This is a genomic window from Streptococcus downii (assembly GCF_004353325.1).
In the GTDB taxonomy this organism is placed as follows: Bacteria; Bacillota; Bacilli; order Lactobacillales; family Streptococcaceae; genus Streptococcus; species Streptococcus downii.
Genome location: NZ_MZNX01000009.1, coordinates 112359 through 134999, shown reverse-complemented (window position 1 = coordinate 134999; position 22641 = coordinate 112359). Strand labels below are relative to the sequence as shown.

The 22641-nt window shown below is 41.8% G+C and carries 23 protein-coding genes and 2 pseudogenes; 10 read left to right on the top strand and 15 right to left on the bottom strand.

The window, feature by feature from the left end; translation table 11 throughout:
• Positions 1–166: 166 nt before the first annotated feature.
• The 5 genes and pseudogenes from E2R31_RS06855 to E2R31_RS06835 all read right to left on the bottom strand — a co-directional run bounded on the left by E2R31_RS06855 (position 167) and on the right by E2R31_RS06835 (position 3602).
• Positions 167–1216, bottom strand: coding sequence for a DUF389 domain-containing protein (locus E2R31_RS06855; protein WP_000147509.1), 1050 nt, complete (start codon positions 1214–1216; stop codon positions 167–169).
• 279 nt (positions 1217–1495) lie between these two features.
• Positions 1496–1797: pseudogene (locus E2R31_RS06850) on the bottom strand (DUF898 family protein).
• A gap of 55 nt (positions 1798–1852) precedes the next feature.
• Positions 1853–1951, bottom strand: a pseudogene (locus E2R31_RS10165) (peptide ABC transporter); the annotation flags it as partial.
• Positions 1952–1957: 6 nt separating this feature from the next.
• Positions 1958–2932 (bottom strand): sensor histidine kinase, encoded by a 975-nt coding sequence (locus tag E2R31_RS06840; RefSeq protein ID WP_132973611.1) that lies wholly within the window; start codon positions 2930–2932, stop codon positions 1958–1960.
• Positions 2925–3602 (bottom strand): response regulator transcription factor, encoded by a 678-nt coding sequence (locus tag E2R31_RS06835; RefSeq protein WP_071851469.1) that lies wholly within the window; start codon positions 3600–3602, stop codon positions 2925–2927. Before E2R31_RS06835 ends, E2R31_RS06840 begins: the two co-directional genes overlap by 8 nt.
• Positions 3603–3924: 322 nt before the next feature.
• Here E2R31_RS06835 and E2R31_RS06830 point away from each other — a divergent pair, with 322 nt between their 5' ends.
• From E2R31_RS06830 to E2R31_RS06815, 4 genes are all read left to right on the top strand, one after another.
• A complete protein-coding gene (locus tag E2R31_RS06830; RefSeq protein ID WP_132973608.1) occupies positions 3925–4494 on the top strand; it encodes a TetR/AcrR family transcriptional regulator in 570 nt (189 codons plus the stop codon).
• Between the two features lie 85 nt (positions 4495–4579).
• Positions 4580–5356 carry a ferredoxin reductase domain-containing protein gene (locus E2R31_RS06825; protein ID WP_132973606.1) on the top strand — a complete coding sequence of 259 codons (777 nt, stop codon included), beginning with the start codon at positions 4580–4582 and terminating at the stop codon, positions 5354–5356.
• Positions 5357–5467: 111 nt separating this feature from the next.
• Positions 5468–6541, top strand: a complete 1074-nt coding sequence (locus E2R31_RS06820) for a DUF2974 domain-containing protein (RefSeq protein ID WP_132973604.1) — start codon at positions 5468–5470, stop codon at positions 6539–6541.
• 83 nt (positions 6542–6624) lie between these two features.
• Positions 6625–7254 carry an MBL fold metallo-hydrolase gene (locus tag E2R31_RS06815; protein ID WP_132973602.1) on the top strand — a complete coding sequence of 210 codons (630 nt, stop codon included), beginning with the start codon at positions 6625–6627 and terminating at the stop codon, positions 7252–7254.
• A 38-nt stretch (positions 7255–7292) separates the two neighbouring features.
• Here the strand turns inward: E2R31_RS06815 and E2R31_RS06810 are convergent, their stop codons facing one another.
• Positions 7293–9185, bottom strand: coding sequence for a M13 family metallopeptidase (locus E2R31_RS06810; protein ID WP_132973600.1), 1893 nt, complete (start codon positions 9183–9185; stop codon positions 7293–7295).
• A gap of 179 nt (positions 9186–9364) precedes the next feature.
• Here E2R31_RS06810 and E2R31_RS06805 point away from each other — a divergent pair, with 179 nt between their 5' ends.
• The 6 genes from E2R31_RS06805 to E2R31_RS06780 all read left to right on the top strand — a co-directional run bounded on the left by E2R31_RS06805 (position 9365) and on the right by E2R31_RS06780 (position 13760).
• A complete protein-coding gene (locus E2R31_RS06805) occupies positions 9365–10087 on the top strand; it encodes a metal ABC transporter ATP-binding protein (protein ID WP_000618098.1) in 723 nt (240 codons plus the stop codon).
• Positions 10084–10932 (top strand): metal ABC transporter permease, encoded by an 849-nt coding sequence (locus tag E2R31_RS06800; protein ID WP_000559800.1) that lies wholly within the window; start codon positions 10084–10086, stop codon positions 10930–10932. The genes E2R31_RS06805 and E2R31_RS06800 overlap by 4 nt, the downstream gene beginning before the upstream one ends.
• A gap of 26 nt (positions 10933–10958) precedes the next feature.
• Positions 10959–11888, top strand: a complete 930-nt coding sequence (locus E2R31_RS06795; protein ID WP_132973598.1) for a metal ABC transporter substrate-binding protein — start codon at positions 10959–10961, stop codon at positions 11886–11888.
• A 122-nt stretch (positions 11889–12010) separates the two neighbouring features.
• Positions 12011–12505: a thiol peroxidase gene (tpx, locus tag E2R31_RS06790; protein ID WP_009729879.1), complete on the top strand. Its 495-nt coding sequence runs from the start codon at positions 12011–12013 to the stop codon at positions 12503–12505.
• Positions 12506–12588: 83 nt separating this feature from the next.
• Positions 12589–13239, top strand: coding sequence for a metal-dependent transcriptional regulator (locus E2R31_RS06785; RefSeq protein WP_132973596.1), 651 nt, complete (start codon positions 12589–12591; stop codon positions 13237–13239).
• Positions 13240–13346: 107 nt separating this feature from the next.
• Entirely contained in the window at positions 13347–13760 is a 414-nt protein-coding gene (locus E2R31_RS06780; protein WP_132973594.1) for a hypothetical protein, read from the top strand.
• Positions 13761–13790: 30 nt separating this feature from the next.
• Here E2R31_RS06780 and dtd read toward each other — a convergent pair whose 3' ends face one another.
• The 9 genes from dtd to E2R31_RS06735 all read right to left on the bottom strand — a co-directional run bounded on the left by dtd (position 13791) and on the right by E2R31_RS06735 (position 22634).
• The gene (gene dtd, locus E2R31_RS06775) at positions 13791–14234 is read right to left on the bottom strand and encodes a D-aminoacyl-tRNA deacylase (protein WP_084949175.1); all 444 of its coding nucleotides are present in this window, start codon (positions 14232–14234) and stop codon (positions 13791–13793) included.
• Positions 14235–14252: 18 nt separating this feature from the next.
• A complete protein-coding gene (locus E2R31_RS06770) occupies positions 14253–16469 on the bottom strand; it encodes a RelA/SpoT family protein (protein WP_125424706.1) in 2217 nt (738 codons plus the stop codon).
• 142 nt (positions 16470–16611) lie between these two features.
• Positions 16612–17742 carry an ABC transporter ATP-binding protein gene (locus E2R31_RS06765; RefSeq protein ID WP_000229937.1) on the bottom strand — a complete coding sequence of 377 codons (1131 nt, stop codon included), beginning with the start codon at positions 17740–17742 and terminating at the stop codon, positions 16612–16614.
• 113 nt (positions 17743–17855) lie between these two features.
• Positions 17856–18725 carry a helix-turn-helix domain-containing protein gene (locus tag E2R31_RS06760; protein WP_125424705.1) on the bottom strand — a complete coding sequence of 290 codons (870 nt, stop codon included), beginning with the start codon at positions 18723–18725 and terminating at the stop codon, positions 17856–17858.
• Positions 18726–18728: 3 nt separating this feature from the next.
• Positions 18729–19115 (bottom strand): Mini-ribonuclease 3, encoded by a 387-nt coding sequence (locus E2R31_RS06755; RefSeq protein WP_125424704.1) that lies wholly within the window; start codon positions 19113–19115, stop codon positions 18729–18731.
• A complete protein-coding gene (gene cysS, locus E2R31_RS06750) occupies positions 19108–20451 on the bottom strand; it encodes a cysteine--tRNA ligase (RefSeq protein ID WP_038804836.1) in 1344 nt (447 codons plus the stop codon). The genes E2R31_RS06755 and cysS overlap by 8 nt, the downstream gene beginning before the upstream one ends.
• A 17-nt stretch (positions 20452–20468) precedes the next feature.
• The gene (locus E2R31_RS06745) at positions 20469–20990 is read right to left on the bottom strand and encodes a dihydrofolate reductase family protein (protein ID WP_000301974.1); all 522 of its coding nucleotides are present in this window, start codon (positions 20988–20990) and stop codon (positions 20469–20471) included.
• 8 nt (positions 20991–20998) lie between these two features.
• A complete protein-coding gene (locus tag E2R31_RS06740; RefSeq protein WP_132973592.1) occupies positions 20999–21763 on the bottom strand; it encodes a nucleoside phosphorylase in 765 nt (254 codons plus the stop codon).
• 4 nt (positions 21764–21767) lie between these two features.
• Entirely contained in the window at positions 21768–22634 is an 867-nt protein-coding gene (locus E2R31_RS06735) for a GNAT family N-acetyltransferase (RefSeq protein WP_125848261.1), read from the bottom strand.
• Positions 22635–22641: the final 7 nt, after the last annotated feature.

The following is a 22641-nucleotide window of genomic DNA, read 5'->3' as shown; positions in this document are numbered from 1 at the left end:
CTGAAATAGTTGTTGCTTTTTTATATTTTATTTAACCTGAGCTAGTAGTGATTGGTTAAACCACCATAAATGGTATCCTCATAAACAATCCTTTCTATCCACTAACTGTTGGATATAGGATATCCTCCCAAAATTTGCTTCCATGAGTTAGATAAGTTCAATATCCTCAATCCTTGTCTGCCTCATTTTCTTTTACGAGATCTTTTTGCGAATCCTTTTCAGAGAGTTTTTGATCGATATACTTGTTAATGTTTTCATAAAATTCCTTGGTCATCTCACTATCTAATTTTGTCGAATTATGAACTTGATTGACTTTTAATTGAACAGATTGAATACCGTAAGAGGCTTGTTTTTGATGGAGCGTTTCTAATTCTTCTTCTGAAATCGGATCTCCAACAACCGTCAAGACCAATTCATTGTTCCTTGACTTGTAGACTTGATTAATGACCGTGTGATTGGCGAACTCTTTTGCTACAAACTGTTTGATTCCTTCTTTTCGCGCTTGATCTATCGTCAGAGTGACTGCTGAATAACTGGCTGGAAGAACCAATAATACAATCAAGGATGTCAAGCCAATTTTCATTTTAATGTTTAGCTCTTTAAATGAACTTAAGGGAGATTTTCTCATCAAAATTCTTGTTCCAACAATGTTGGCTAGCATGATAAAGATACAGTTGATCAAGAAAAGATAGAGAGCCCCAAATAAAAATCGTACATTTCCGTTAGCTAAACCATATCCTGCAGTACAGATAGGTGGCATCAGAGCTGTTGCAATGGCTACTCCTGGCACGATATTGTTTGCTTCTTTTTTCCTTGACCCAATTACACCTGCTATCCCACCAGCAATAGCAATGAGAACATCCCAAATGGTTGGAGAGGTTCGTGCAATCAGTTCGTTACTTGCATAAGATAAGGGAGAAATCCAGAAATACAAAGTCGAGACAAACAAGCTGACCAATACTTGAGTAAATAAAACCTCTAGAGATTGCTTGATTAAACGCGTATCAAAAATAGCTAAACCAAATCCGAGTCCAACAATCGATGTCATAAGAGGGGAAATCAGCATGGCTCCAATAATGACAGCTGTTGAATTCATATTTAAACCTATAGAGGCAATAAAAATCGCACACATCAAAATCACTGTATCTCTTAATCGAACATGAAGATCATCATATAATTTCTCACGGTATTCACGTGTTGAATAGTTTCCGGTCATTGGTTACTCCTTTTATTTCATATAATCTTGTTTCTGCTTGGATGACGGCAGAGAGACTTCTGTTCAATCTTACATATTTTTAATTCTCACCTGTTATTTTTTTGAAAATTATCCTTTAAGCCTCCGTCAGTCTATCCTTAACATTATATCAAAAATTTTACAGTCTTTCTCTGGAAAAATATATCAATTTAAAAGATAGAGAAAGGAAGAAATTTTTGTTTCCTTATACGAAAAAGAAAAAAACGGTATCTCCTCTGAAAGAAGATGCCGTTTTAATGTTTAAACATGATGAGTCTGTTTGACAATCCATTGCTCCATTTTTATTTTCAACCAGAAGCCATAGATCCCAAATGTGATGATAGTTAGAAGAAACCACTTGATCCAGTTACCGAACAGTTGTGTTCCAGTCCCGTCAAAGTATAGACGTTGACCATCCACTACCGTATGTTTGGTTTTCAATTTTGCATCATGCAAACCGCCCAAGGTGTTGCGATCCCCAAGGTATGCCCGAAAATTATGGCTACTAAGATAGAATATCCAATATAATCTAGGATTCCTCCGTCAAAATAACTTTCTTTCATTTTTGCCTCTTTTATTTTTTGACTATATTCTAGTCGTTTCCTAGTGTAACATTTTTTACATCTGGACAATCTTATAGTAACTTCTAGACGTTATCATGAAAATAGAGATATAGACTAGAACAAAAATTCCACAGATGGATAAGGTTATCATCAACTATGCTCACTCAATCATCAGATTCATATTGGAAAACTTGATGCGAACAGTTGTTCCTGTCCCGATCTCAGACTCGATACGAATCTGGTGGCCAAGTTCTTCAGAAATTTTCTTGGATAGGTAGAGACCCAGTCCAGATGACTGCTGGGTCAAACGCCCATTGTAGCCTGAAAAGCCACGTTCAAAGACTCGGAGTACATCGCTATTTTTTATCCCGATTCCCGTATCCTTGATACAAAGCTCCTGGCCCTCCATATAAATCTCCAAACCGCCTTCCCTGGTGTATTTGAGGCTGTTTGAGAGGATTTGTTCAATGACGACCAACAACCACTTCTTATCGGTCACGATGATTTTGTCAAGGTCATGCAGATTGACCGTCAACCCCTTCTGGATAAAGAAAAGAGCATACTTGCGAACCACTTCCTTCACCAGATCCTCCACTTGAACCTTTTCAAATACCAAATCATCATGGAAGCTCTCTAAACGAAGATACTGCAACACCAGATTGGTATAGGAGTCAATCTTAAAGATTTCCTGTTCCAGTTGCTGCTTGACCTCACGATCAGAAACTTCTGCTACCAAGAGACGGCTTGCCGCAATGGGTGTCTTGATCTGGTGAACCCATAAGGTGTAGTAATCAAGCAAATCCGTCAGCTTGCTCTGCGCTTCCGACTTCTTTTGATACAATTCAGACTCACGCTCTTCGAGCTTGTCTGCTAGCGCACATTCCAGAGGAGACTTGGGATCTCGCTCAGCATAGAGTACTTCCTGACGGTAAACCTGAGCTTCTGCAAATATATCCCAAGCCAAAAATAAGAAGGTCAAAAAACCACTGAGTAGAAAGAAATAAAGAAAATAAGTTCCTAGACTAGCAAATAAAAACTGAAAGAGAAGGACGAGAAAGCCTAATGAAAAAATATAGGCAAAAACGCGACTGCGAGAACGCAGATAGGCTAGAAAAAATGATTTCCAATCAAGCATGTTTCAGTCCGTATCCTATCCCTTTCTTGGTTTCGATAAACCCTGCTAAACCTTGCTCTTCCAACTTTTTGCGCAGGCGAGCAACATTGACGGACAAGGTATTGTCATCGATGAAAAAGTCGCTATTCCAGAGTTCCCGCATCAGGTCATCACGCGCCACGATATTGCCAGCATGTTCAAACAAGACCCGCAAAATTTGAAATTCATTCTTAGTCAAACTCAGAACTTCCCCCTGATAATGCAGGTCCATAGACTTGGTATTGAGGATCACACCCGCATACTCTAGCAAACTTTCATCCCGCCCAAACTCATAGGAACGGCGCAATAAACCTTGAATCTTGGCAAGGAGGACCTGCTGGTCAAAAGGCTTAGTTACAAAGTCATCCGCTCCCATATTGATTGCCATGACGATATCCATAGCCTGATCTCTCGAAGACAGAAACATGATAGGTACCTTGGAAATTTTACGAATCTCCTGGCACCAGTGATAACCATTAAAGAGTGGCAGACCAATATCCATGAGGACCAAATGTGGCTCCGACTGGACAAAGAGACTCAATACTTCCATAAAATCCTCTACCAAAACGACCTCAAATCCCCACTCAGAGAGTAGTTTTCCCACTTGTTGCCGAATGACTTGGTCATCCTCTACTAGTAAAATCTTGTGCATGCGCTCCTCCTTTGCTATTTCTCAAAGTATCAAAACCCTTTATATCAGATCTACGGATCAGTGTCTCATACTATTTAGCAGCCTATTCCCCACAAATCCAGATCAGTAAACAGATGCTATATAGAGAACATTCCCACTGATATCATACCTTATTTTTAAGTATAGTTCCAGCCTTATCCTATATTTTCCTTTTGTGTTCATTTGGTTAGCGTTTCTTTCACTTATTTAATAGATCTAGCCTTCTTATTGACAAGCTAGCCATGATTTGTTAGAATATGAATGAACAAATCGGTTTATTCATTCATAAAACAAAGGAGGCTAAATCATATTGGACAAAAAACAAGCTTTAAAGACAGCAGCCTATGAAGTTTTTTCGAAAAAAGGTTACAAGGCAACAGGAATTTCAGAAATTGCTAGGCAAGCTGGTGTTGCAGTTGGTTCTTTTTATAACTATTACGAGAGTAAAGAAGCCATTTTTCTAGACATCTATATAGATGAAAACAACCGTGTTCGCCAAGCTATGATCGAAGAACTGGATTGGGAAATTGACATGATCGACCTCATTGGTCAACTATTTGCTCAGTCCAGAACTCTCGTTTCTTCCAATAAAATCCTTGCAGAATGGTACAATCCTGCCATAGCAGATGAGTTGCACAGCTACTATTCCTCGGAGGAAGGCAAAGTCGCAAATCCATTTCATCAGTTTCTAGTTAAAACTTTTACAAATCGTATGCAGGCTGAAGGGTACTCGCCAGAAAAGATTCAAGATATCTTACAAGTTTACAACCTGTTTTACTACATGGATATGCATATCACGGAAAAAGATTTTCCAGATATTGGCAAGACCGTTGAAATACTTGCAACCAACTTCATTAAAGGAGTTCTAAAATAAAGAATGGATTTCTTTATTTTTTGGAAAAATATGAATGAATTTTTTTAAAGTTCATTCATAAAATTAAGAATAGGAGTCATAAAAAATGAAAAGAGGTAAAAAAATGTTCATTATCATTCTATCTACACTTGGAGTCCTAAGCCTTATAATTTGGGGTGCCATCGCTTATCTTGGACGAAGCCAGACATTATCGATAAAATCCATCGAAAACCCCAGCGGAGATCTATATTTAATTCATATCACAAAACCGAGTCATCAAATCTGGAAAGCTGGGGCTTATGCTAAGTTTACACTCCCTGATACCTCGTCTACTACTAGAAAAAATGAAGATAAAGGGAATCAATCTAGTCGATGGCTAACCATTGCCTCCACACCTGATGAAGATGAAATTCTCATTTTAACTCATAATAGTGGTAGCCTCTTTAAGGAAACCTTGACACATTTACCGGCTGGCAGTGAGATTGAGATGAGTTGGCTGGATTCCTCTTTGACCGTTAAAGATACGAATCAGCCACTAGTTTGCTTTGCATCTGATGTTGGTATTTCTGCTCTACGCCCGCTTGTCAAAGAGTGGGCTGGTAAATGCCCGATTATTCTCAATCATTTTGACAAAGGAGTAACTATTTTTGATAAAGAGATGAAAGAACTAGCTCAAAAAACACCGAATTTTACTTATAAAACTAACGATGAACTTTCTCAAAGTCAAGAATTTTTAAAACGTGCTATTGATGAATACGGCAATCAAGCCAGCTATCTCATCACAGGTCAGCCTGATGATGTAAATGAGATGAAGAATTTTTTAAAGGAAAATGGGATTGATAGCAAAAACATACAAGTAAGCTCGTTTAGAGGTTTGAAATAGGAGCAATCTATCTTCTATGTATTTCAATCAAACCCTACTAGGTCATTCCAACAAGCCTACTAGCTAATTCTAGGTAAATGTGATAGGATAGACATAGAGAAAGGAGCTTTTATGGCCAATATTTTTGACTACTTGAATGATGTAGCATACGATTCCTTTTATGACCTCCCCGTGAATGAGTTAGATGTTCTTGCCTTGACTGAATTAACCTACCTTGCTTTTGATGGTGTAGTCACCCAAGAACCCCAGCGCCTCATAGATCTAGCACCTCAAATCCCTAGAGAAACGACGATGCTGACTAGCAAAAACCGCATCCAGTTATTGGATCAGCTCGCTCAACACAAACGTTTTAAAAATTGCAAGCTCTCAGACTTTATCAATGATATTGACCCTGAATTGCAAAAACAGTTTGCGGCTATGACTTATCGTATCAGTCTCGATACTTATTTGCTTGTTTTTCGTGGGACGGATGATAGTATCATCGGTTGGAAAGAAGATTTCCATATGACCTATATGAAGGAAATCCCAGCTCAAAAACATGCCCTCCAGTATTTACAAGACTTTTTTGCCCAACATCCTAAGCAAAAGGTTATCCTAGCAGGACACTCAAAAGGGGGCAACCTAGCCGTCTATGCTGCCAGTCAACTTGATCCAAACTTACAGAAAAACATTATCGCTGTCTATACTTTTGATTCTCCTGGGCTTCACAAGGAACTGACCAAAACGCCAGGCTATCAAAACATGATGGAAAGAACGAAAGTATTTGTCCCACAAGGTTCTATCATCGGTATGATGCTGGAAATCCCTGATAAAAAAATCGTTGTTCGCAGCACTGCCCTAGGTGGTATCGCCCAGCATGACACCTTTAGTTGGCAAGTTGAAAACAAACACTTTGTCCAACTGGATGAGACCAATAGTGACAGCCAGCAAGTTGATACTACCTTCAAGGAATGGGTGGAGACAGTCCCTGATACAGAACTACAGCTCTACTTCGACCTCTTTTTTGGAATCATTCTTGATGCAGGCATCTCCTCTATCAACGATCTTTCTTCCTTCAAGGTCATTGAACACATTCACCATCTCTTTGTCCAAGCCCAATCCCTCACTCCCGAAGAAAGAGAAACCATGGGACGCTTAACCCAACTCTTGATTGACACCCGCTACCAAGCATGGAAAAATCGTTAAGGTAGAAAAAGACTTTCTGATACCCTAAGCCTTCTCTTCTGTGTTATACTGATATCAGTACATTCTTTGAGAGAGGAAATCCTATGAAAATCCATAAAACCGTGAATCCTGTTGCCTATGAAAACACCTACTATATAGAGGGAGACCAACACCTGATTGTGGTTGACCCAGGTAGCCATTGGGAAACCATTCGTAAGACCATCGAGAAAATCAACAAACCCGTCTGTGCGATTCTCCTGACCCACACCCACTACGACCATATTATGAGTCTGGACTTGGTGCGTGAGACTTTTGGAAATCCTCCAGTTTATGTAGCGGAAAGTGAAGCCAGCTGGCTCTATACTCCCGTTGACAATCTCTCCGGTCTGCCTCGACATGATGATATGGCAGATGTCGTGTGCAAACCTGCAGAACACACCTTTGTCTTTCATGAGGAATACCAGCTTGAGGAATTCCGTTTTACTGCCCTACCAACCCCAGGCCACTCTATCGGTGGTGTTTCCCTGGTCTTTCCTGATGCCCATCTAGTCTTGACTGGAGATGCTCTTTTCCGCGAAACCATCGGACGGACAGACCTTCCTACAGGTAGTACGGAACAACTTCTCCATAGCATTCAGACGCAACTCTTCACTCTTCCTAACTACGATGTCTATCCCGGGCATGGTCCAGCTACGACTATCGCTCACGAAAAGACCTTCAATCCCTTTTTCTAGCAAGCAAAAAACCAAGGATGCTATCCTTGGTTTTAGTCTTACCAAATAATCACACGGTCCTCTGGTGAACGCCACATACCATCGCCTTCTTTGACATCATAGGTTGTAAAGAAGTCATCAAAGTTTGGCACTTGGACATTGACACGGAGCTTAGCTGGCGCGTGTACATCGACACTGGCCATGAGTTTCATCAACTCCGGACGGCCTTTCATACGCCAGATACGAGCAAAGTTGTGGAAGAATTCTTCAGCAGAGAAGTCTGGTTCTCTCTTGGCAGCTTCAAGGGCTGCAGCGATCCCTCCTAAGTCGGCAACATTTTCTGATACGGTTAGTTTTCCGTTGATCCTTGCTCCGTAAGATTCTTGACCATCAAACTGGTCGATAACTTTCTGAGTCTTTTCCTCGAAGGCAGCATAGTCATTCTCAGTCCACCAATCCTTGAGGCTACCATTTTCATCAAAGGAAGCACCATTTGTATCAAAGGCATGAGAAATCTCATGGGCAATAACAGCACCAATACCACCATAGTTGGCTGAAGACGACTGATGCAAGTCATAGAATGGAGCCTGTAAAATAGCAGCTGGAAAGACAATCAAGTTCTTCTGAGGATTGTAGTAGGCATTGACCATGTGAGCTGGCATTCCCCACTCCTTGTAATCAACCGGCTGGTTCCACTTGCTCCAGCTGTGCTTGATTTCCACACGCGCAAAGGCTAGAGCATTCTCAAAGAGACTGGCAGTTTCGTCCACTACCTTATCCTTGTAGCGTTCTGGCAATTCCTCTGGATAACCGATATAAGGCTTGATGACATTGAGTTTGACAATGGCCTTGTCACGCGTTTCAGGTGTGAGCCAGTCGTTCTTAGCCAAGCGTTCCTTATAAACATCAATCATAGTCGCTACTTTTTTCTCTACGTCTGCCTTAGCTTCTGGAGAGAATTTTTCATGCGCGTACCAGAGACCAAGGGCTTGCTTGAAAGGACCTTGAGCCAAGTGATAAGCTGCCTTGACCTTGTCCTGAGCTTCTGGAACACCTGAAAGAGCACGACCATAAGCACCTGACAAGACACGAATCTCGTCTGTGAGATAGCTTGTTGAGAGATTGACAACGCCCAAAATCAAGGTTGCTTTAAGTAGAGGCCACGCTTCTTCGCTATAGAATTGGTCTGCTGCTTGCCAGAAACGTTCCTCGTCTACGATAACCTTATCTGGAGTTTGTCCAATCACTGCTTGGAAGAAATCATCCAGAGGTAGGGCAGGGGCAAATTTCTTGAAATCTTCAAAGGCATATGGATGGTAAAGTTTGGCATATTCTGAACTTTCTTCGTTAGAAAGAACCACCGCTGCGATACGACGGTCCAATTCCAATCTCTTCTCTAGTAAGTCTTCGATTTCCTCGTCTGAGAAATCGTAAGCTTTGAGAAGATTTGTAGTACTTTCCTTCCAAAGCGTCAAGAGTTCCTCACGCTGAGGATGGTCTTCAGCGTAGTAGGTTGTATCTGGCAAGATTGTTCCTGGTGCACTTGCCCAGAGAACATTGGTTCTGGCATCCATAAAGTCTGGCGATACACCAAATGGAAGGAAGTTTGGTTTACCAGCTAGTTCGAACTCTGCCAGTTTGCTAGTAAAATCTGCAAAGCTCTCCAAATCTTGGTATTCCTTGAGCATTGGCAAAACAGGCTTGATCCCATCTGCTTCCCTCTTGTCAAAATCACGTACCATACGATGGTACTTAACAAAGTTTGCGAGGATAGCATCCTCTGGGACCTCTTCACCCGCCAACCACTTGTCCGTAGTCGCCAGCATCAACTCTTCAATTTCCTCGTCAAGGTCAATAAAACCACCTGTTCGAGATTTGTCAGCTGGAATGACAGCTGTTTTTTCCCATTCGCCATTAATTGCATCATAAAAATCGTCTTGATAACGTGTCATCTTGTTCTCGCTTTCATATTTTCACTTATTCCTAGCTTAGCAAAAAAATCTAGGGAATGCAATCAAAAATAAATTTCTTGTATCTTTCATTTTATTGTTATTTTATTAAATTTTTTAAAAATTAACTTGACTTAATTTTTTTTTTAATGTATATTAAATACGGGAGGGAGGAATTTGTTATGATACGTATTGAACACCTCAGCGTCTCCTACAAAGAAACGCTGGCACTAAAGGATATCTCACTAGTGCTCCACGGACCAACTATTACCGGAATTATTGGTCCAAACGGTGCTGGAAAATCAACTTTATTAAAAGGTATGTTGGGAATTATCCCACATGAAGGTCAGGCCTTTCTCGACGACAAAGAAGTCAAGAAATCTTTAAATCGAGTTGCCTATGTCGAGCAAAAAATCCATATTGACTACAATTTCCCTATCAAGGTCAAGGAATGTGTCTCTCTGGGACTCTATCCATCCATCCCGCTCTTCCACACTTTAAAGGCCAGCCACTGGAAAAAAGTGGCAGAAGCACTTGAAATCGTTGGGCTCTCAGACTATGCTGATCGCCAAATCAGCCAGCTCTCAGGAGGACAATTCCAACGTGTTTTGATTGCCCGTTGCTTAGTGCAGGAAGCTGACTACATCTTTCTAGATGAGCCTTTTGTCGGGATTGACTCGATCAGTGAAGAGATTATCATGAATACGCTGAGAGACCTAAAAAAATCTGGTAAAACAGTTCTCATCGTCCATCATGACCTCAGCAAAGTCCCCCATTATTTCGACCAAGTTTTGCTTCTCAATCGAGAATTAATAGACCTTGGTCCGACCGAAGAAACCTTTACCGAGGTCAATCTCAAAAAGGCCTACGGTAGCAAACTCTTTTTCAATGGAGGTGACCTATGATAGCAGAATTTATCAATGGATTGCAAAATTTCCATTTCCTACAAAACGCCTTGATAACAGCTATTGTCATCGGAGTTGTTGCTGGAGCCGTGGGATGTTTTATCATCCTACGTGGGATGTCTCTCATGGGGGATGCCATCTCTCACGCAGTTTTGCCCGGCGTAGCCCTTTCCTTTATCCTGGGAATTGATTTCTTTATTGGAGCCATCATCTTTGGCTTGATGGCTTCCATCATCATTACCTACATCAAGGGAAACTCTATTATCAAGAGTGACACTGCCATTGGTATTACCTTTTCATCTTTCTTAGCCTTAGGTGTCATCTTGATTAGTGTTGCCAAGAGTTCGACAGACCTCTTTCATATCCTTTTTGGGAATATCCTCGCTGTCCAAGATACGGACATGTGGATTACCATTGGTGTGGGCGCAGTCATTCTCTTGATTATCGGGATTTTCTTTAAACAACTATTGATTACATCCTTTGACGAGCTTCTGGCTAAGGCCATGGGAATGCCCGTTAATTTCTACCACTATCTGCTCATGGTGCTCTTGACCCTTGTGTCTGTCACCGCAATGCAAAGTGTTGGAACCATTCTTATCGTGGCCATGCTAATCACTCCAGCCGCGACGGCTTACCTTTATGCTAATAGCCTAAAGAGTATGATTTTCCTTTCATCAACCCTAGGGGCAACCGCTTCTGTTGTGGGACTCTTTATCGGCTATAGTTTCAATCTCGCAGCAGGATCTAGCATCGTGCTCACATCCGCCAGCTTCTTTCTAATCAGTTTCTTTATCTCTCCTAAGCAACGATACTTGAAACTGAAAAACAAAAAAATCATTAAATAACGGGGAAACCCTTCTGGAGGAATCTAATGAAAAAATTAGGTACATTGCTTGTACTCTTTCTTTCCGTCATTGCACTTGTAGCATGTGCTAGCGGAAAAAAAGATGCAGCTTCTGGTCAAAAACTAAAAGTTGTTGCTACAAACTCAATCATCGCTGATATTACCAAAAATATCGCTGGTGACAAGATTGATCTTCACAGTATCGTTCCTGTTGGTCAAGACCCGCACGAATACGAACCACTTCCTGAAGACGTTAAGAAAACCTCTCAAGCTGACTTGATTTTCTATAACGGTATCAACCTTGAAACAGGTGGCAATGCTTGGTTTACCAAATTGGTCGAAAATGCCAAGAAAACTGAAAACAAAGACTACTTTGCAGTTAGCGAAGGTGTTGATGTTATCTACCTTGAGGGCCAAAACGAGAAAGGCAAAGAAGACCCACACGCTTGGCTCAACCTTGAAAATGGGATGATTTATGCTAAAAATATCGCTAAACAGTTGATTGCAAAAGATCCTAGCAACAAGGAATTCTACGAAAAAAATCTCAAAGACTATACTGAAAAACTAGACAAACTGGACAAGGAAGCCAAAGAGAAATTTAACAATATCCCTGCTGAGAAGAAACTCATCGTAACCAGCGAAGGATGCTTCAAATACTTCTCTAAAGCCTACGGTGTCCCAAGTGCCTACATCTGGGAAATCAACACGGAAGAAGAAGGTACTCCTGAACAAATCAAGACCTTGGTTGAAAAACTTCGCCAAACAAAAGTTCCATCACTCTTTGTTGAATCAAGTGTCGATGACCGTCCAATGAAGACTGTTTCACAAGACACAAATATCCCAATCTACGCACAAATCTTTACTGACTCAATCGCTGAAGAAGGTAAAGAAGGCGACAGCTACTACAGCATGATGAAATACAACCTTGACAAGATTGCTGAAGGTTTGTCTAAGTAATCCATTAAAAAACGTCATTCTCACGTGAATGGGCGTTTTTTTGTCCCTTAAATTCCAGTCAAATCATTGGAAAAATCTGACAATTCTCGGTAAAATAAAAGAAAAAAGAATGGAGTAGTTTCATGACCACTTTTCTAGGAAACCCTGTAACCTTTACAGGTAAACAACTGCAAGTCGGAGACAAGGCACTTGACTTTTCTCTTACGACAACCGATCTCTCTAAAAAAACACTATCTGACTTTGATGGAAAGAAAAAAGTTTTGAGTGTTGTCCCTTCTATCGATACTGGTATCTGCTCAACGCAAACACGTCGATTCAACCAAGAACTTGCCAACCTTGATGATACCGTCGTTCTTACTGTTTCTATGGACCTACCATTTGCCCAAGGACGCTGGTGCGGGGCTGAAGGCCTTGACAATGCCATCATGCTTTCAGACTACTTTGACCATTCTTTCGGGCGCGATTATGCCCTCTTGATCAACGAATGGCATCTCCTTGCACGTGCCGTCTTTGTTCTCGATACTGATAATGTCATCCGTTACGTAGAATACGTTGATAACATCAACACGGAACCAGACTTTGAAGCTGCTATTGCTGCAGTGAAAGAACTGGACTAAAATCAAATCCATTAGGGCAGAAGGCTAGAGAAATCTAGCTTTTTTTGATATACTAGATGGAGAGAAAAGACAAGAGGAAACGAATGACGCCAAACAAAGAAGATTATCTAAAATGTATTTATGAAATCGGTACGGAAATGCAAAAAATTACCAATAAAGAAATTGCTGCCCGTATGCAGGTCTCTCCACCTGCTGTAACAGAGATGATCAAACGCATGAAAAGTGAAAATCTCATCCTCAAGGATAAGGAGAATGGCTATCTATTGACAGATATTGGCCTCAAACTGGTCTCTGAGCTTTATCGTAAACACCGTTTGATTGAAGTCTTTCTAGTTCACCATCTAGACTATACCAGCGATCAAATCCACGAAGAAGCTGAGGTCCTAGAGCACACTGTATCCGATCTCTTCGTAGAGAGACTGGATAAACTCCTGGGCTTCCCTAAAACCTGTCCCCACGGAGGAACCATCCCAGCCAAGGGAGAGCTCCTGGTCGAAATCAATAACTTACCACTAGCAGGTACCAAGGAAGCTGGTACCTATCTCCTGACTCGGGTTCACGATAGCTTTGATCTGCTCAAATACTTAGAAAAGCATGAAATCCATATTGGTGACCAAGTCAAAGTCAAGCAGTTTGATAATTTTTCCAATACCTTTACACTGGTCAACAAAGGTGAAGACCTCCAAGTTAGTATGGATATCGCCAAACAACTCTATGTCGAAAAAATCAGTTAATCCCTTATTCCTGAAAGAAGTTCCTTTCAGGGATTTTTTATTATTTTGCTTGTAAGTCCCATTCATTTGGTGTAGAATGAAGCTAGATAAAAGAGGGAGGTTTTCCTATGAAAAAGCTCTTTAGAATCCATTTTGCAGCCATTGCAGTCAGCGATTTGCTACTGTTGGTAACTTTCAGACCCCGATACGAACTTTCTTTGGAGAGAGGTCTGATTTTTTGCTTCATTTTCATCCTCGCTCAGGGACTACTGCTGTCTCGCTTGGTCTTCCGACTCAAAAAACATTTCTCTGAGATTTATCCTCAGATGAACAAAAAAATTCGCCTCTACTATTTAGGGGTGCTCATCAGCGATTTTCTATTATTTGTCTTTTTAGCAATCACTGGCCCTCAATATTTCTACTCTCTTACTCCAGTCTTTACTTCCTGTCATTCTACTTTATATTATATAACGGCTAGCCACCTAAGAGAAAACTATCCCGACTTTTACAACAAACATACCTCTTTATGGGAGTGTCTATAAACAAAAACCAAGCCAGCTGGCTTGGTTTTCTTATCTATTTTTAGTATCAAGAATGATGGTAACTGGCCCATCATTTACCAGCTCCACCTGCATATCCGCTCCAAAGATGCCTGTCTGAACGGACACTTCCTGAGCTAGCTTTTGGTTGAAAGTGTCATAGAAATCTGATGCCATATCAGGCTTGGCTGCGCCAGTAAAAGCTGGACGATTGCCTTTCTTGGTATCTGCAAAGAGGGTAAACTGAGAAATAGAAAGAATTTCCCCTTCAATATCCCTGACAGACAGGTTCATCTTGCCTTCTGCATCTGAAAAAATCCGCATGTTGACCAGTTTTCTCACAGCATAATCCAGATCTTCCTCTTGGTCCTCTGGGCCTACACCGACCAACAATAAGAGCCCCTGATTGATTTTTCCCTGAACCGGACCTTCGATACTCACTTGGGCTTTTTTGACTCGTTGAATGATGATTTTCATAAAAATCCTTTCTAGATCTTAGCCATTGGTTCGTTTGACAGAGTAGACTTCTGGCACACTTTTAATCTTATCAACTACTGTCGTTAGAGTTGAGAGGTTTGAGATGCCAAAGGAGACATGGATATTGGCAAATTTCATATCCTTAGTTGGTTGGGCGTTAACGGTCGAGATATTCTTGGTCGTATTAGAGAGAACTTGCAGAACATCATTTAAGAGACCTGTACGGTTGAGCCCGTAGATATCGATGTGGGCAATATATTCCTTGCTTGAGAATTGATCTTCCCATTCCACATCAAGGAGACGTTGCTCGTAGTTTTCTTGGGCACGGAGATTCATACAGTCCACACGGTGAATGGCCACACCACGCCCCTTGGTGATGTAGCCGACAATATCATCACCCGGCACTGGATTACAACACTTGGCAATCCGAACCAAGAGACCTGAGGCGCCTTCGATTACCACACCGCCCTCATGCTTGACCTTGAGCTTCTCCTTATTCTCAACCTTAACCTCGCCACCCTTAACTAACTCATCAGCCTCAGCCCTAGCTTTGGCACGTTCCTCCTCACGGCGTTCCTTTTCAGTCAGACGGTTAAAGACGGTAATAGCACTGATTTCTCCAAAACCGATAGCAGCAAAGAGGGAGTCTTCTGTCTTGTAGCTGGTCTTTTGAAGGACTTGATCCATGTGCCGCTTGTCCATATACTTATTAGCCACATAGCCATTCTCTTGGAGCTGATTAATCAGCAGTTCGCGTCCCTTATTAACAGACAATTCCTTGTCTTGATTTTTAAAGAACTGACGAATCTTGTTGCGTGCCTTGCTGGTCTTAACCATGTTGAGCCAGTCACGACTCGGGCCAAAAGAGTTGGGGTTGGTTACAATTTCGACCTGATCTCCAGTTTTGAGCTTAGTTGTCAGAGGAACCATACGGCCATTGACCTTGGCACCGGTTGCTTTTTCACCGACTTTGGTATGGATTTCATAGGCAAAATCAATCGGGCCTGAATCTTTTGGAAGGGAGCGAACTGCACCATCTGGAGTAAAGACGTAAATCTCCTCCGCCAGATACTCTTCCTTAACAGACTCGACAAATTCCTTGGCATCGTCAGCCTGGTCTTGTAATTCCATCATTTCCTTGATCCAGTTCATACCAATCGCAGACTCTTTGCTGTTGACCTGACCTTTGATTCCTTTCTTATAAGCCCAGTGAGCCGCAACCCCGTACTCAGCAACTTCGTGCATTTCTTTGGTACGAATCTGGAATTCAATCGGTCCTTTTGGTCCATAGACAGTCGTATGGATAGACTGGTAACCATTGGCCTTACGGTTTGCGATATAGTCTTTGAAACGGCCTGGCATAGGTTTCCAAAGTTCATGCACATAACCCAGCATGGCGTAAACATCACTCTGGGTATCTAAGATACAGCGAATGGCAATCAGGTCATAAATCTCCTCAAAGCGTTTCTTCTTATCCTGCATCTTGCGATAGATAGAGTAGATATGCTTGGGACGGCCATAGATTTTCCCTTTTAGATTGCGTTCGGAAGTGTATTCCTCTAACTTTGTCACGACTTCATCGACCAAAGCCTCACGCTCTCTGCGTTTTTCCTTCATCATGTGAGTGATTTTGTAAAACTCAGTTGGGTTGAGATATCGGAAGGACAAGTCTTCCAACTCCCACTTGACGCTGGAAATCCCCAGACGATGAGCAAGTGGAGCATAGATTTCCATGGTTTCTCTGGAAATGCGTTCCTGCTTGTCCTTTCGTAGGTGGTTGAGCGTCCTCATGTTATGCAAGCGGTCCGATAATTTAACCAAGATAACACGGATATCCTCAGACATGGCCATGAGCATCTTGCGGTGATTTTCCGCCAATTGCTCCTCGAGTGATTTGTACTCAACCTTACCAAGTTTAGTCACCCCATCAACGATAACCCGAACATCATGACCGAACTCTCTCTCCAAATCATCCAGTGTCGCCTCTGTGTCCTCAACCACATCATGCAAAAAACCACAGGCAACGGTTACGGCATCCAGCTTGAGCTTAGCCAGAATGCCTGCTACCTGAATGGGATGAATAATATAGGGCTCGCCAGATTTACGATATTGACCACTATGGCATTCAACTGCATAAACCAAGGCTTTATGTACAAAAGCAACATCTTCTTTCGATAAATATTTTTGCGTTAAAGCGACAACCTCATCGCCCGACAAATTCACTTCTTTCGGCATTTATTTTCTCCAATTCTTCCTACCATTTTATCACTTTTTTAAGAATATTAAAACTAGAAAAGCCTGTTTTCATGCCTAGCCTAAGCAATTAAAAGAAAAACACTGCCAGATTTCTCTAGCAGTGTTTTGACATTTCATTTGGTTAGTAGACTGTTTTTTCAGTTTCTACATCGAAGAAGTGTGCTTTGTTCAAGTCAAATCCAAGCTCAACTGTTGCACCTGTTTGCAAGTAGTCACGAGCATCCACTTTGGCAACAAATTCATCTTTACCAACTTGGCAGTAAAGGTGAGATTCTGAACCAAGTAATTCTGATACAGAGATAGTTGCTTTTACAACTGATTCTGGGAATGTTTCAAGGAAAGCAGGTTCTGCATTCACGTCTTCTGGACGAATACCGAAGATCAATTCTTTTCCTTCGTAGCCTTTTTCACGAAGAACTTTCAAAGCACCTTCTGGAACTTTCAAGCGGAAACCGTCAGAAACAATTTCATTGCCTTCTAATTTCACATTGATGAAGTTCATAGCTGGGCTTCCGATGAATCCTGCAACGAACTTGTTAACTGGGTTTTTGTAAACTTCTTGAGGTGTACCGATTTGTTCAACACGTCCGATAGTACCTGTACCAGCAGGGTTCTTAGTTGCTGACATGATAACGATACGGTCTGCAAGTGTCATCGCTTCTGTTTGGTCGTGGGTTACGTAGATAGTTGTAGCTCCGATACGACGGTGAATCTTCGCGATTTCAGCACGCATAGATACACGAAGTTTGGCATCCAAGTTTGACAAAGGTTCATCCATCAAGAATACTTTTGCATCACGGACGATGGCACGACCCATGGCAACACGTTGACGTTGACCACCTGAAAGGTCAGCTGGTTTACGATCCAAGAATTCTTTCAAACCAAGGATTGCTGCTGCTTCTTGCACACGTTTGTCGATATCTTCCTTGCTGTATTTACGCAATTTTAAACCAAAAGCCATGTTGTCATAAACAGTCATGTGTGGGTAAAGAGCGTAGTTTTGGAAAACCATGGCGATGTCACGGTCTTTTGGAGCTACGTCGTTGACAACCACGCCATCGATAGATGCAGTACCTTCTGTAATGTCTTCAAGACCCGCAATCATACGAAGAGTTGTTGATTTACCACATCCTGAAGGACCTACGAAAACGATAAATTCCTTGTCTTTGATGTCCAAGTTGAAGTCTTCAACTGAGTAGTGTTCGCTGTTTGGATATTTTTTGTAAATATTTTTAAGATTTAATTCTACCATCGAGGTGAACTCCTTTTGTCTTTTGATAGTTTTATTATAGATGAAAACGCTTTACTTTTCTATGGCAAGGTGACCAAAAAAATAAAAAAGTTCTGTGCAACTTGCACAAAACTTTAGAGAATATCTGGTAAAATCAACTGATAACACAAGGTTAGATCTGTCAACTCCTTCAACTGAAGTCCTGTTAACTCTTCCCATTTATCAATCTTATATTGGAGAGAATTGCGGTGCAGATAGAGTTGCTGGGCTGTTTTAGTTAGGACAGCACTATTTTCCCAGAGAGAAAGAATGATTTCCTGAATCTGATCTTGGTCCAGAATCAACTGACGAAGGTAGTCTTTGATAATTCTATGGTCAACCAGTCCTTCCCCAAGACTCCAGAGATAGAGCTGTGAAAAAGTATGAACACCTTGATGACCTTGACGCCACCAAGCCTTAAACAAGTCCCGCTCTGCTTGGATTAAATCTGACAGAGCCTGATACCCAGTCTGAGACCAAACCTGCCCCAACATGATAGATAGACGAAGACCAAAGTCATACTCTACTGCCTCAATCGTATCGGATAAGATTGAGCGAACAGAAGTGTATTTATCTTGCTGGAGAACAAAAACATAGTCCTGAACTCCGACCTGCAATACTGTCTGACAGTTGGGAAAGAGAGTTTGCATCATGTCTAGCCAAGAGGATAGATTTTCCTGTTGGAAATAGGAAAGATGGCAATAAACCAGCTGAATCTTTTTGAAAGCTTGCGGTGCCTGCCCCTTCCCCTCGATCAGATAGGGATACCAAGGATTGAGCGAACGAGCCTGCTCCTGCTGGGTTAAAAGGGCAACCAGCTGCTTTTCACGCTCGCTGAGCCCAGCTTCCTCCAGTAAAATCCACTGCTTAGAAGCTAAAGGGAGAGTAAGATAGCCTGGTTTCTCTACTGGCTGATCTGAAATCTGAGCTTCAGGGAACCAGTCTTGTAATTCCTTTGCAATCATATTCTAGCCCTCCACTTTTTGGATGCACCAAGAAATTAAGGTCTCTAGACGCTCCACATTTTCAGTCAGATGGAGATAGCCCATCACTGCTTCAAAACCTGTAGACATGCGGTAGGTCACCACATCAGCATTTTTAGCCTTTGTGTGGCTATTGGTATTGCGACCACGTTTGTAGATTTCTTCTTCCTTTTCCGTCAGGACTTGCTCTTCTAACATAAGGGCAATCAAGCGAGCCTGAGCCTTGGCTGACACATACTTGGTCGCCTCTTGGTGGAGTTTATTGGGTTTGGTTATGCCTTTAAGGATGAGATGGCGACGAATATACATGGAGTAAACTGCATCTCCCTCAAAAGCCAACGCAATCCCGTTAATGAGATTGACATCAATCACGTGTCCACCTCACTCCATCCTTGGTGTCAAGTAGCTTAATTCCTTGAGCAGCCAATTGGTCACGGATTTGGTCTGCTGTCGCAAAGTCACGATTGGCACGCGCTTCTTGGCGTTTTTGGATTAAGGCTTCAATGTCTGCATCCAAAACTTCCTCAAGAAAAACAATCCCAAAGACCTCCAACATATCCGCAAGAGCTTCCTTAACACTTGCATCATAGTTGCCTGAGTTGATCCATTTGGCCATTTCAAAAACTACTGTGATACCATTGGCAGAGTTGAAATCCTCATCCATAGCGGCTACAAACTTATCTTTAAAGTCCTGTAACTCTTGAGCATCTACAGTCCCAGAAAATGGTTGCTCGTAGGTGTTCTTTAGATACTTGAGATTTGTCTCTGCATCACGCACTGCTTTTTCCGTAAAGTTGATAGGCTTACGATAATGTTGTGTCGCAAAGAAGAAACGAAGTACTTGCCCATCAAGAGTTTTAAGGGCATCATGTACGGTGATAAAATTCCCCAAAGACTTGGACATCTTGACATTGTCGATATTGACAAAGCCATTGTGCATCCAGTAGTTGGCAAAGGTCTTGCCTGTTTTGGCTTCTGACTGGGCAATTTCGTTGGTGTGATGAGGAAACTCCAGATCAGCTCCACCACCGTGAATGTCAATGGTATCTCCCAAAATCTCTGTTGACATGACCGAACACTCGATATGCCAACCCGGACGACCAGTTCCCCAAGGACTATCCCAAGAAATCTCGCTTGGCTTGGCTGCTTTCCATAAAGCAAAGTCTACAGGATTTTCCTTACGAGCCGTTTCTTCATCTGTACGACCTGATGCACCTAGTTCCAAATCTTCCAAGGTTTTATTGGCCAATTTAGCATAGTTGTGGGATTTTTCCACACGGAAGTAAACATCCCCTTGACTCTCGTAAGCATAACCTTTTTCAATCAAGTCAGCGACAAAACGAATGATATCAGCCATAAACTCCACTACACGCGGATGGTGAGTCGCAGGTTTCACGCCCAAGGCCGTCACATCCTCACGAAAGGCAGCGATGTACTTGTCCGCAACCTCCTGAGGCGTGATGCCTTCTTCCTTGGCACGGTTAATAATCTTATCATCTACATCTGTAAAATTGGAAATATAATTGACCTCAAATCCCCGATACTCAAAATAGCGACGAACTGTGTCAAAAGCTACTGTTGAGCGGGCATTGCCGACATGGATATAGTTATAAACCGTCGGACCGCAGACATACATGCGAACCTTGTCCTCTTCAATGGGCACAAATTCACGTAGGCTGCGGGTCATGGTGTCGTAAATTTTAATCATGCGGTCCACTCCCTTCTCTATTTCTGACTTTTTCGGCTGAAAACCAGCTCTGCAAAAGGGCCAAATTGTCTGAGGCTATCCAGTTGGTAAAAGCGCTGCCCTTCCTCTTGGGTAAAGAGGGGAACCCCCTTTCCTAGGATAAGGGGCGCTATCTGAATAATGAGGTGGTCGAAAAGATCCGCATCCAAGAGCGGTCCTACCAAGGAATTACCACCAATCACAAAGACATTTTTGCCTTTGTCAATCTGGTGAACAAAGTCCACCACATCCCCAGCTACTGGCTGGTAATTGCTGACAGGGAGGTGCCTATCATGCGTAAAGACATAGTTTTCCGTAGCTTGATAAAAACTTTCTACATCTTGCAAATCTTGGATTTCCTCAAAGGTCCGCTTGCCCATGATGGTGATATCCATTTGCCTGTAAAAGTCATCATAGCCTGTATCCTCTACAGAACCAAGCTGATGCAGCCAGTCTATCCTGTGCTGGCTGTCTGCCAAGTAGCCATCCATGGTGATACAGCCGTAAAAATATACTGCCATTCTTGTAGTTACCTTTCTAGTTCCTTTGCTATTGTCAAAGCGATAGTGAAAAAAGTCATGGCATCAGCTGTCCGCTCTTCATGGCGGGCATCCCAGGTTCGGTTATGATGATCCACATAGTCAGCTGTGTAGAAGAAGTGATAGACTTTACTCTTGCGAAATTTACTCCAAGCCATGATAGCTGAAGCTTCCATGTCCACCACTTTGGCTCCAGCAGCCAAGCGACGCTTGACCTTATCAGGCGTTTCTCGATAAAAGGCATCAGTCGTCCAAGACTTGGTGCGGATATGCTCAATGCAAGATTTGTTCAAAGCTTCTTCCATGGTTAAGAGCAAAGTTTCGTCATAAGCTATCTCATCACTTGCAGGAGCGTAATGGTAACTTGTACCTTCATCACGTAGAGCTGAACTTGGTAGGATAATCTTATCTGTCTGAATAGACTGATCTAGAACTCCGCAAGAACCCAAAACAATAAAGTTCTTAAATCCTCTTGATTTGAGTTCTTCTAAGAGTCCAACAACCATCGGGGCTCCAATCGTAGCTATAGCAACTGCTACCTTACTCCCATCTTTTTCATAGATATACCATGGAAGTCTGCCATTTAGATTGGTTAGATAGCCACCTTCATAAACATCTTCAAACTGCTTTACTCGTTCAACGATTTCTCCATTAAAAGATAAAATAATCGTGTCACAGATTTCTCCACCACCTCGAATACTTCGATCAGTTGGTTCGATAACAGCAGGTACATTTTCGAATTCTTCTAATAGCATTTTTCTATTCTTTCTCATTCAGATAAACTACCTGAGTCTGTTTGACAAAGCCAATTTTTTCATACAAGCGCTTGGCACCTACATTACTATCTTCTACTGCAATTTGAAACTCCCTGTCATTTTGCTCAATCAGTTGGTTGACAAGAGATTTTACAAAATAGCTTCCATAGCCTTTTCCACGTTCAAGTTCCAGTATTACTAAACCATAGAGGTAATTAGTATTACTTGATAAATCAACTGTGCAAGTTCCAATGACCTGACCGTTTTTTAATAAAATGTATAGGCGACTTTCTGGATCTTTCAGAGCTTCGGCGACATATCTATCCACAACTTCTCTAGATTCATGTTCCTCTGAAAATACCTGAAATTTCAACTGACTAATTTGATTCTGAAATGAACTATCTGCTAACAAAACTTCCAGATTGGAAACATTTGCTAACGGATAAGGTCTTCTATCCTTACCTAACCAAGTTTCTGTCTCTTCATCCTCGATTAGTCCCCAGTTACTGGCAAAGTCAGGATGATTCTCTAAAAAAATACGTTCTGTCTGAAAAGTGACTGACCGAATGGGGAAAGAAGCCGTTTCTTTCTCAAAACTATTAAACAAAGCACGCGCAATTCCCTGTCGGCGATGTTCTGGATGAACCAGTATCGCTACTTCCACATCTTGGTCATCAGCATAGACAGTTAATAAACCAACAAGTTCACTTTTTTCGTAATAAAGGAAAAAGGCGGGCATGTTTGGGTCAAAATTAAGCATGTTAGAGAGATAGGGTTCACGGTAGGTACCGTCATATTTTTGGCAACAGTTAATTAGGACTTTCGCCTCAGATAACTCCTTTGGGCTTAACTTGTTTCTTGCTATAATCATATAAATA

Coding starts and splice junctions, on each gene's coding strand:
- E2R31_RS06835 (WP_071851469.1), bottom strand. CDS start 3,602: ATGCACAAGATTTTACTAGTAGAGGATGACCAAGTCATTCGGCAACAA.
- tpx (WP_009729879.1), top strand. CDS start 12,011: ATGACCACTTTTCTAGGAAACCCTGTAACCTTTACAGGTAAACAACTG.
- E2R31_RS06770 (WP_125424706.1), bottom strand. CDS start 16,469: ATGCCGAAAGAAGTGAATTTGTCGGGCGATGAGGTTGTCGCTTTAACG.
- E2R31_RS06735 (WP_125848261.1), bottom strand. CDS start 22,634: ATGATTATAGCAAGAAACAAGTTAAGCCCAAAGGAGTTATCTGAGGCG.
- E2R31_RS06840 (WP_132973611.1), bottom strand. CDS start 2,932: ATGCTTGATTGGAAATCATTTTTTCTAGCCTATCTGCGTTCTCGCAGT.
- E2R31_RS06785 (WP_132973596.1), top strand. CDS start 12,589: ATGACGCCAAACAAAGAAGATTATCTAAAATGTATTTATGAAATCGGT.
- E2R31_RS06855 (WP_000147509.1), bottom strand. CDS start 1,216: ATGACCGGAAACTATTCAACACGTGAATACCGTGAGAAATTATATGAT.
- E2R31_RS06815 (WP_132973602.1), top strand. CDS start 6,625: ATGAAAATCCATAAAACCGTGAATCCTGTTGCCTATGAAAACACCTAC.
- E2R31_RS06825 (WP_132973606.1), top strand. CDS start 4,580: ATGAAAAGAGGTAAAAAAATGTTCATTATCATTCTATCTACACTTGGA.
- E2R31_RS06780 (WP_132973594.1), top strand. CDS start 13,347: ATGAAAAAGCTCTTTAGAATCCATTTTGCAGCCATTGCAGTCAGCGAT.
- E2R31_RS06810 (WP_132973600.1), bottom strand. CDS start 9,185: ATGACACGTTATCAAGACGATTTTTATGATGCAATTAATGGCGAATGG.
- E2R31_RS06745 (WP_000301974.1), bottom strand. CDS start 20,990: ATGGCAGTATATTTTTACGGCTGTATCACCATGGATGGCTACTTGGCA.
- E2R31_RS06820 (WP_132973604.1), top strand. CDS start 5,468: ATGGCCAATATTTTTGACTACTTGAATGATGTAGCATACGATTCCTTT.
- E2R31_RS06765 (WP_000229937.1), bottom strand. CDS start 17,742: ATGGTAGAATTAAATCTTAAAAATATTTACAAAAAATATCCAAACAGC.
- E2R31_RS06740 (WP_132973592.1), bottom strand. CDS start 21,763: ATGCTATTAGAAGAATTCGAAAATGTACCTGCTGTTATCGAACCAACT.
- E2R31_RS06795 (WP_132973598.1), top strand. CDS start 10,959: ATGAAAAAATTAGGTACATTGCTTGTACTCTTTCTTTCCGTCATTGCA.
- cysS (WP_038804836.1), bottom strand. CDS start 20,451: ATGATTAAAATTTACGACACCATGACCCGCAGCCTACGTGAATTTGTG.
- E2R31_RS06800 (WP_000559800.1), top strand. CDS start 10,084: ATGATAGCAGAATTTATCAATGGATTGCAAAATTTCCATTTCCTACAA.
- E2R31_RS06760 (WP_125424705.1), bottom strand. CDS start 18,725: ATGATTGCAAAGGAATTACAAGACTGGTTCCCTGAAGCTCAGATTTCA.
- E2R31_RS06805 (WP_000618098.1), top strand. CDS start 9,365: ATGATACGTATTGAACACCTCAGCGTCTCCTACAAAGAAACGCTGGCA.
- dtd (WP_084949175.1), bottom strand. CDS start 14,234: ATGAAAATCATCATTCAACGAGTCAAAAAAGCCCAAGTGAGTATCGAA.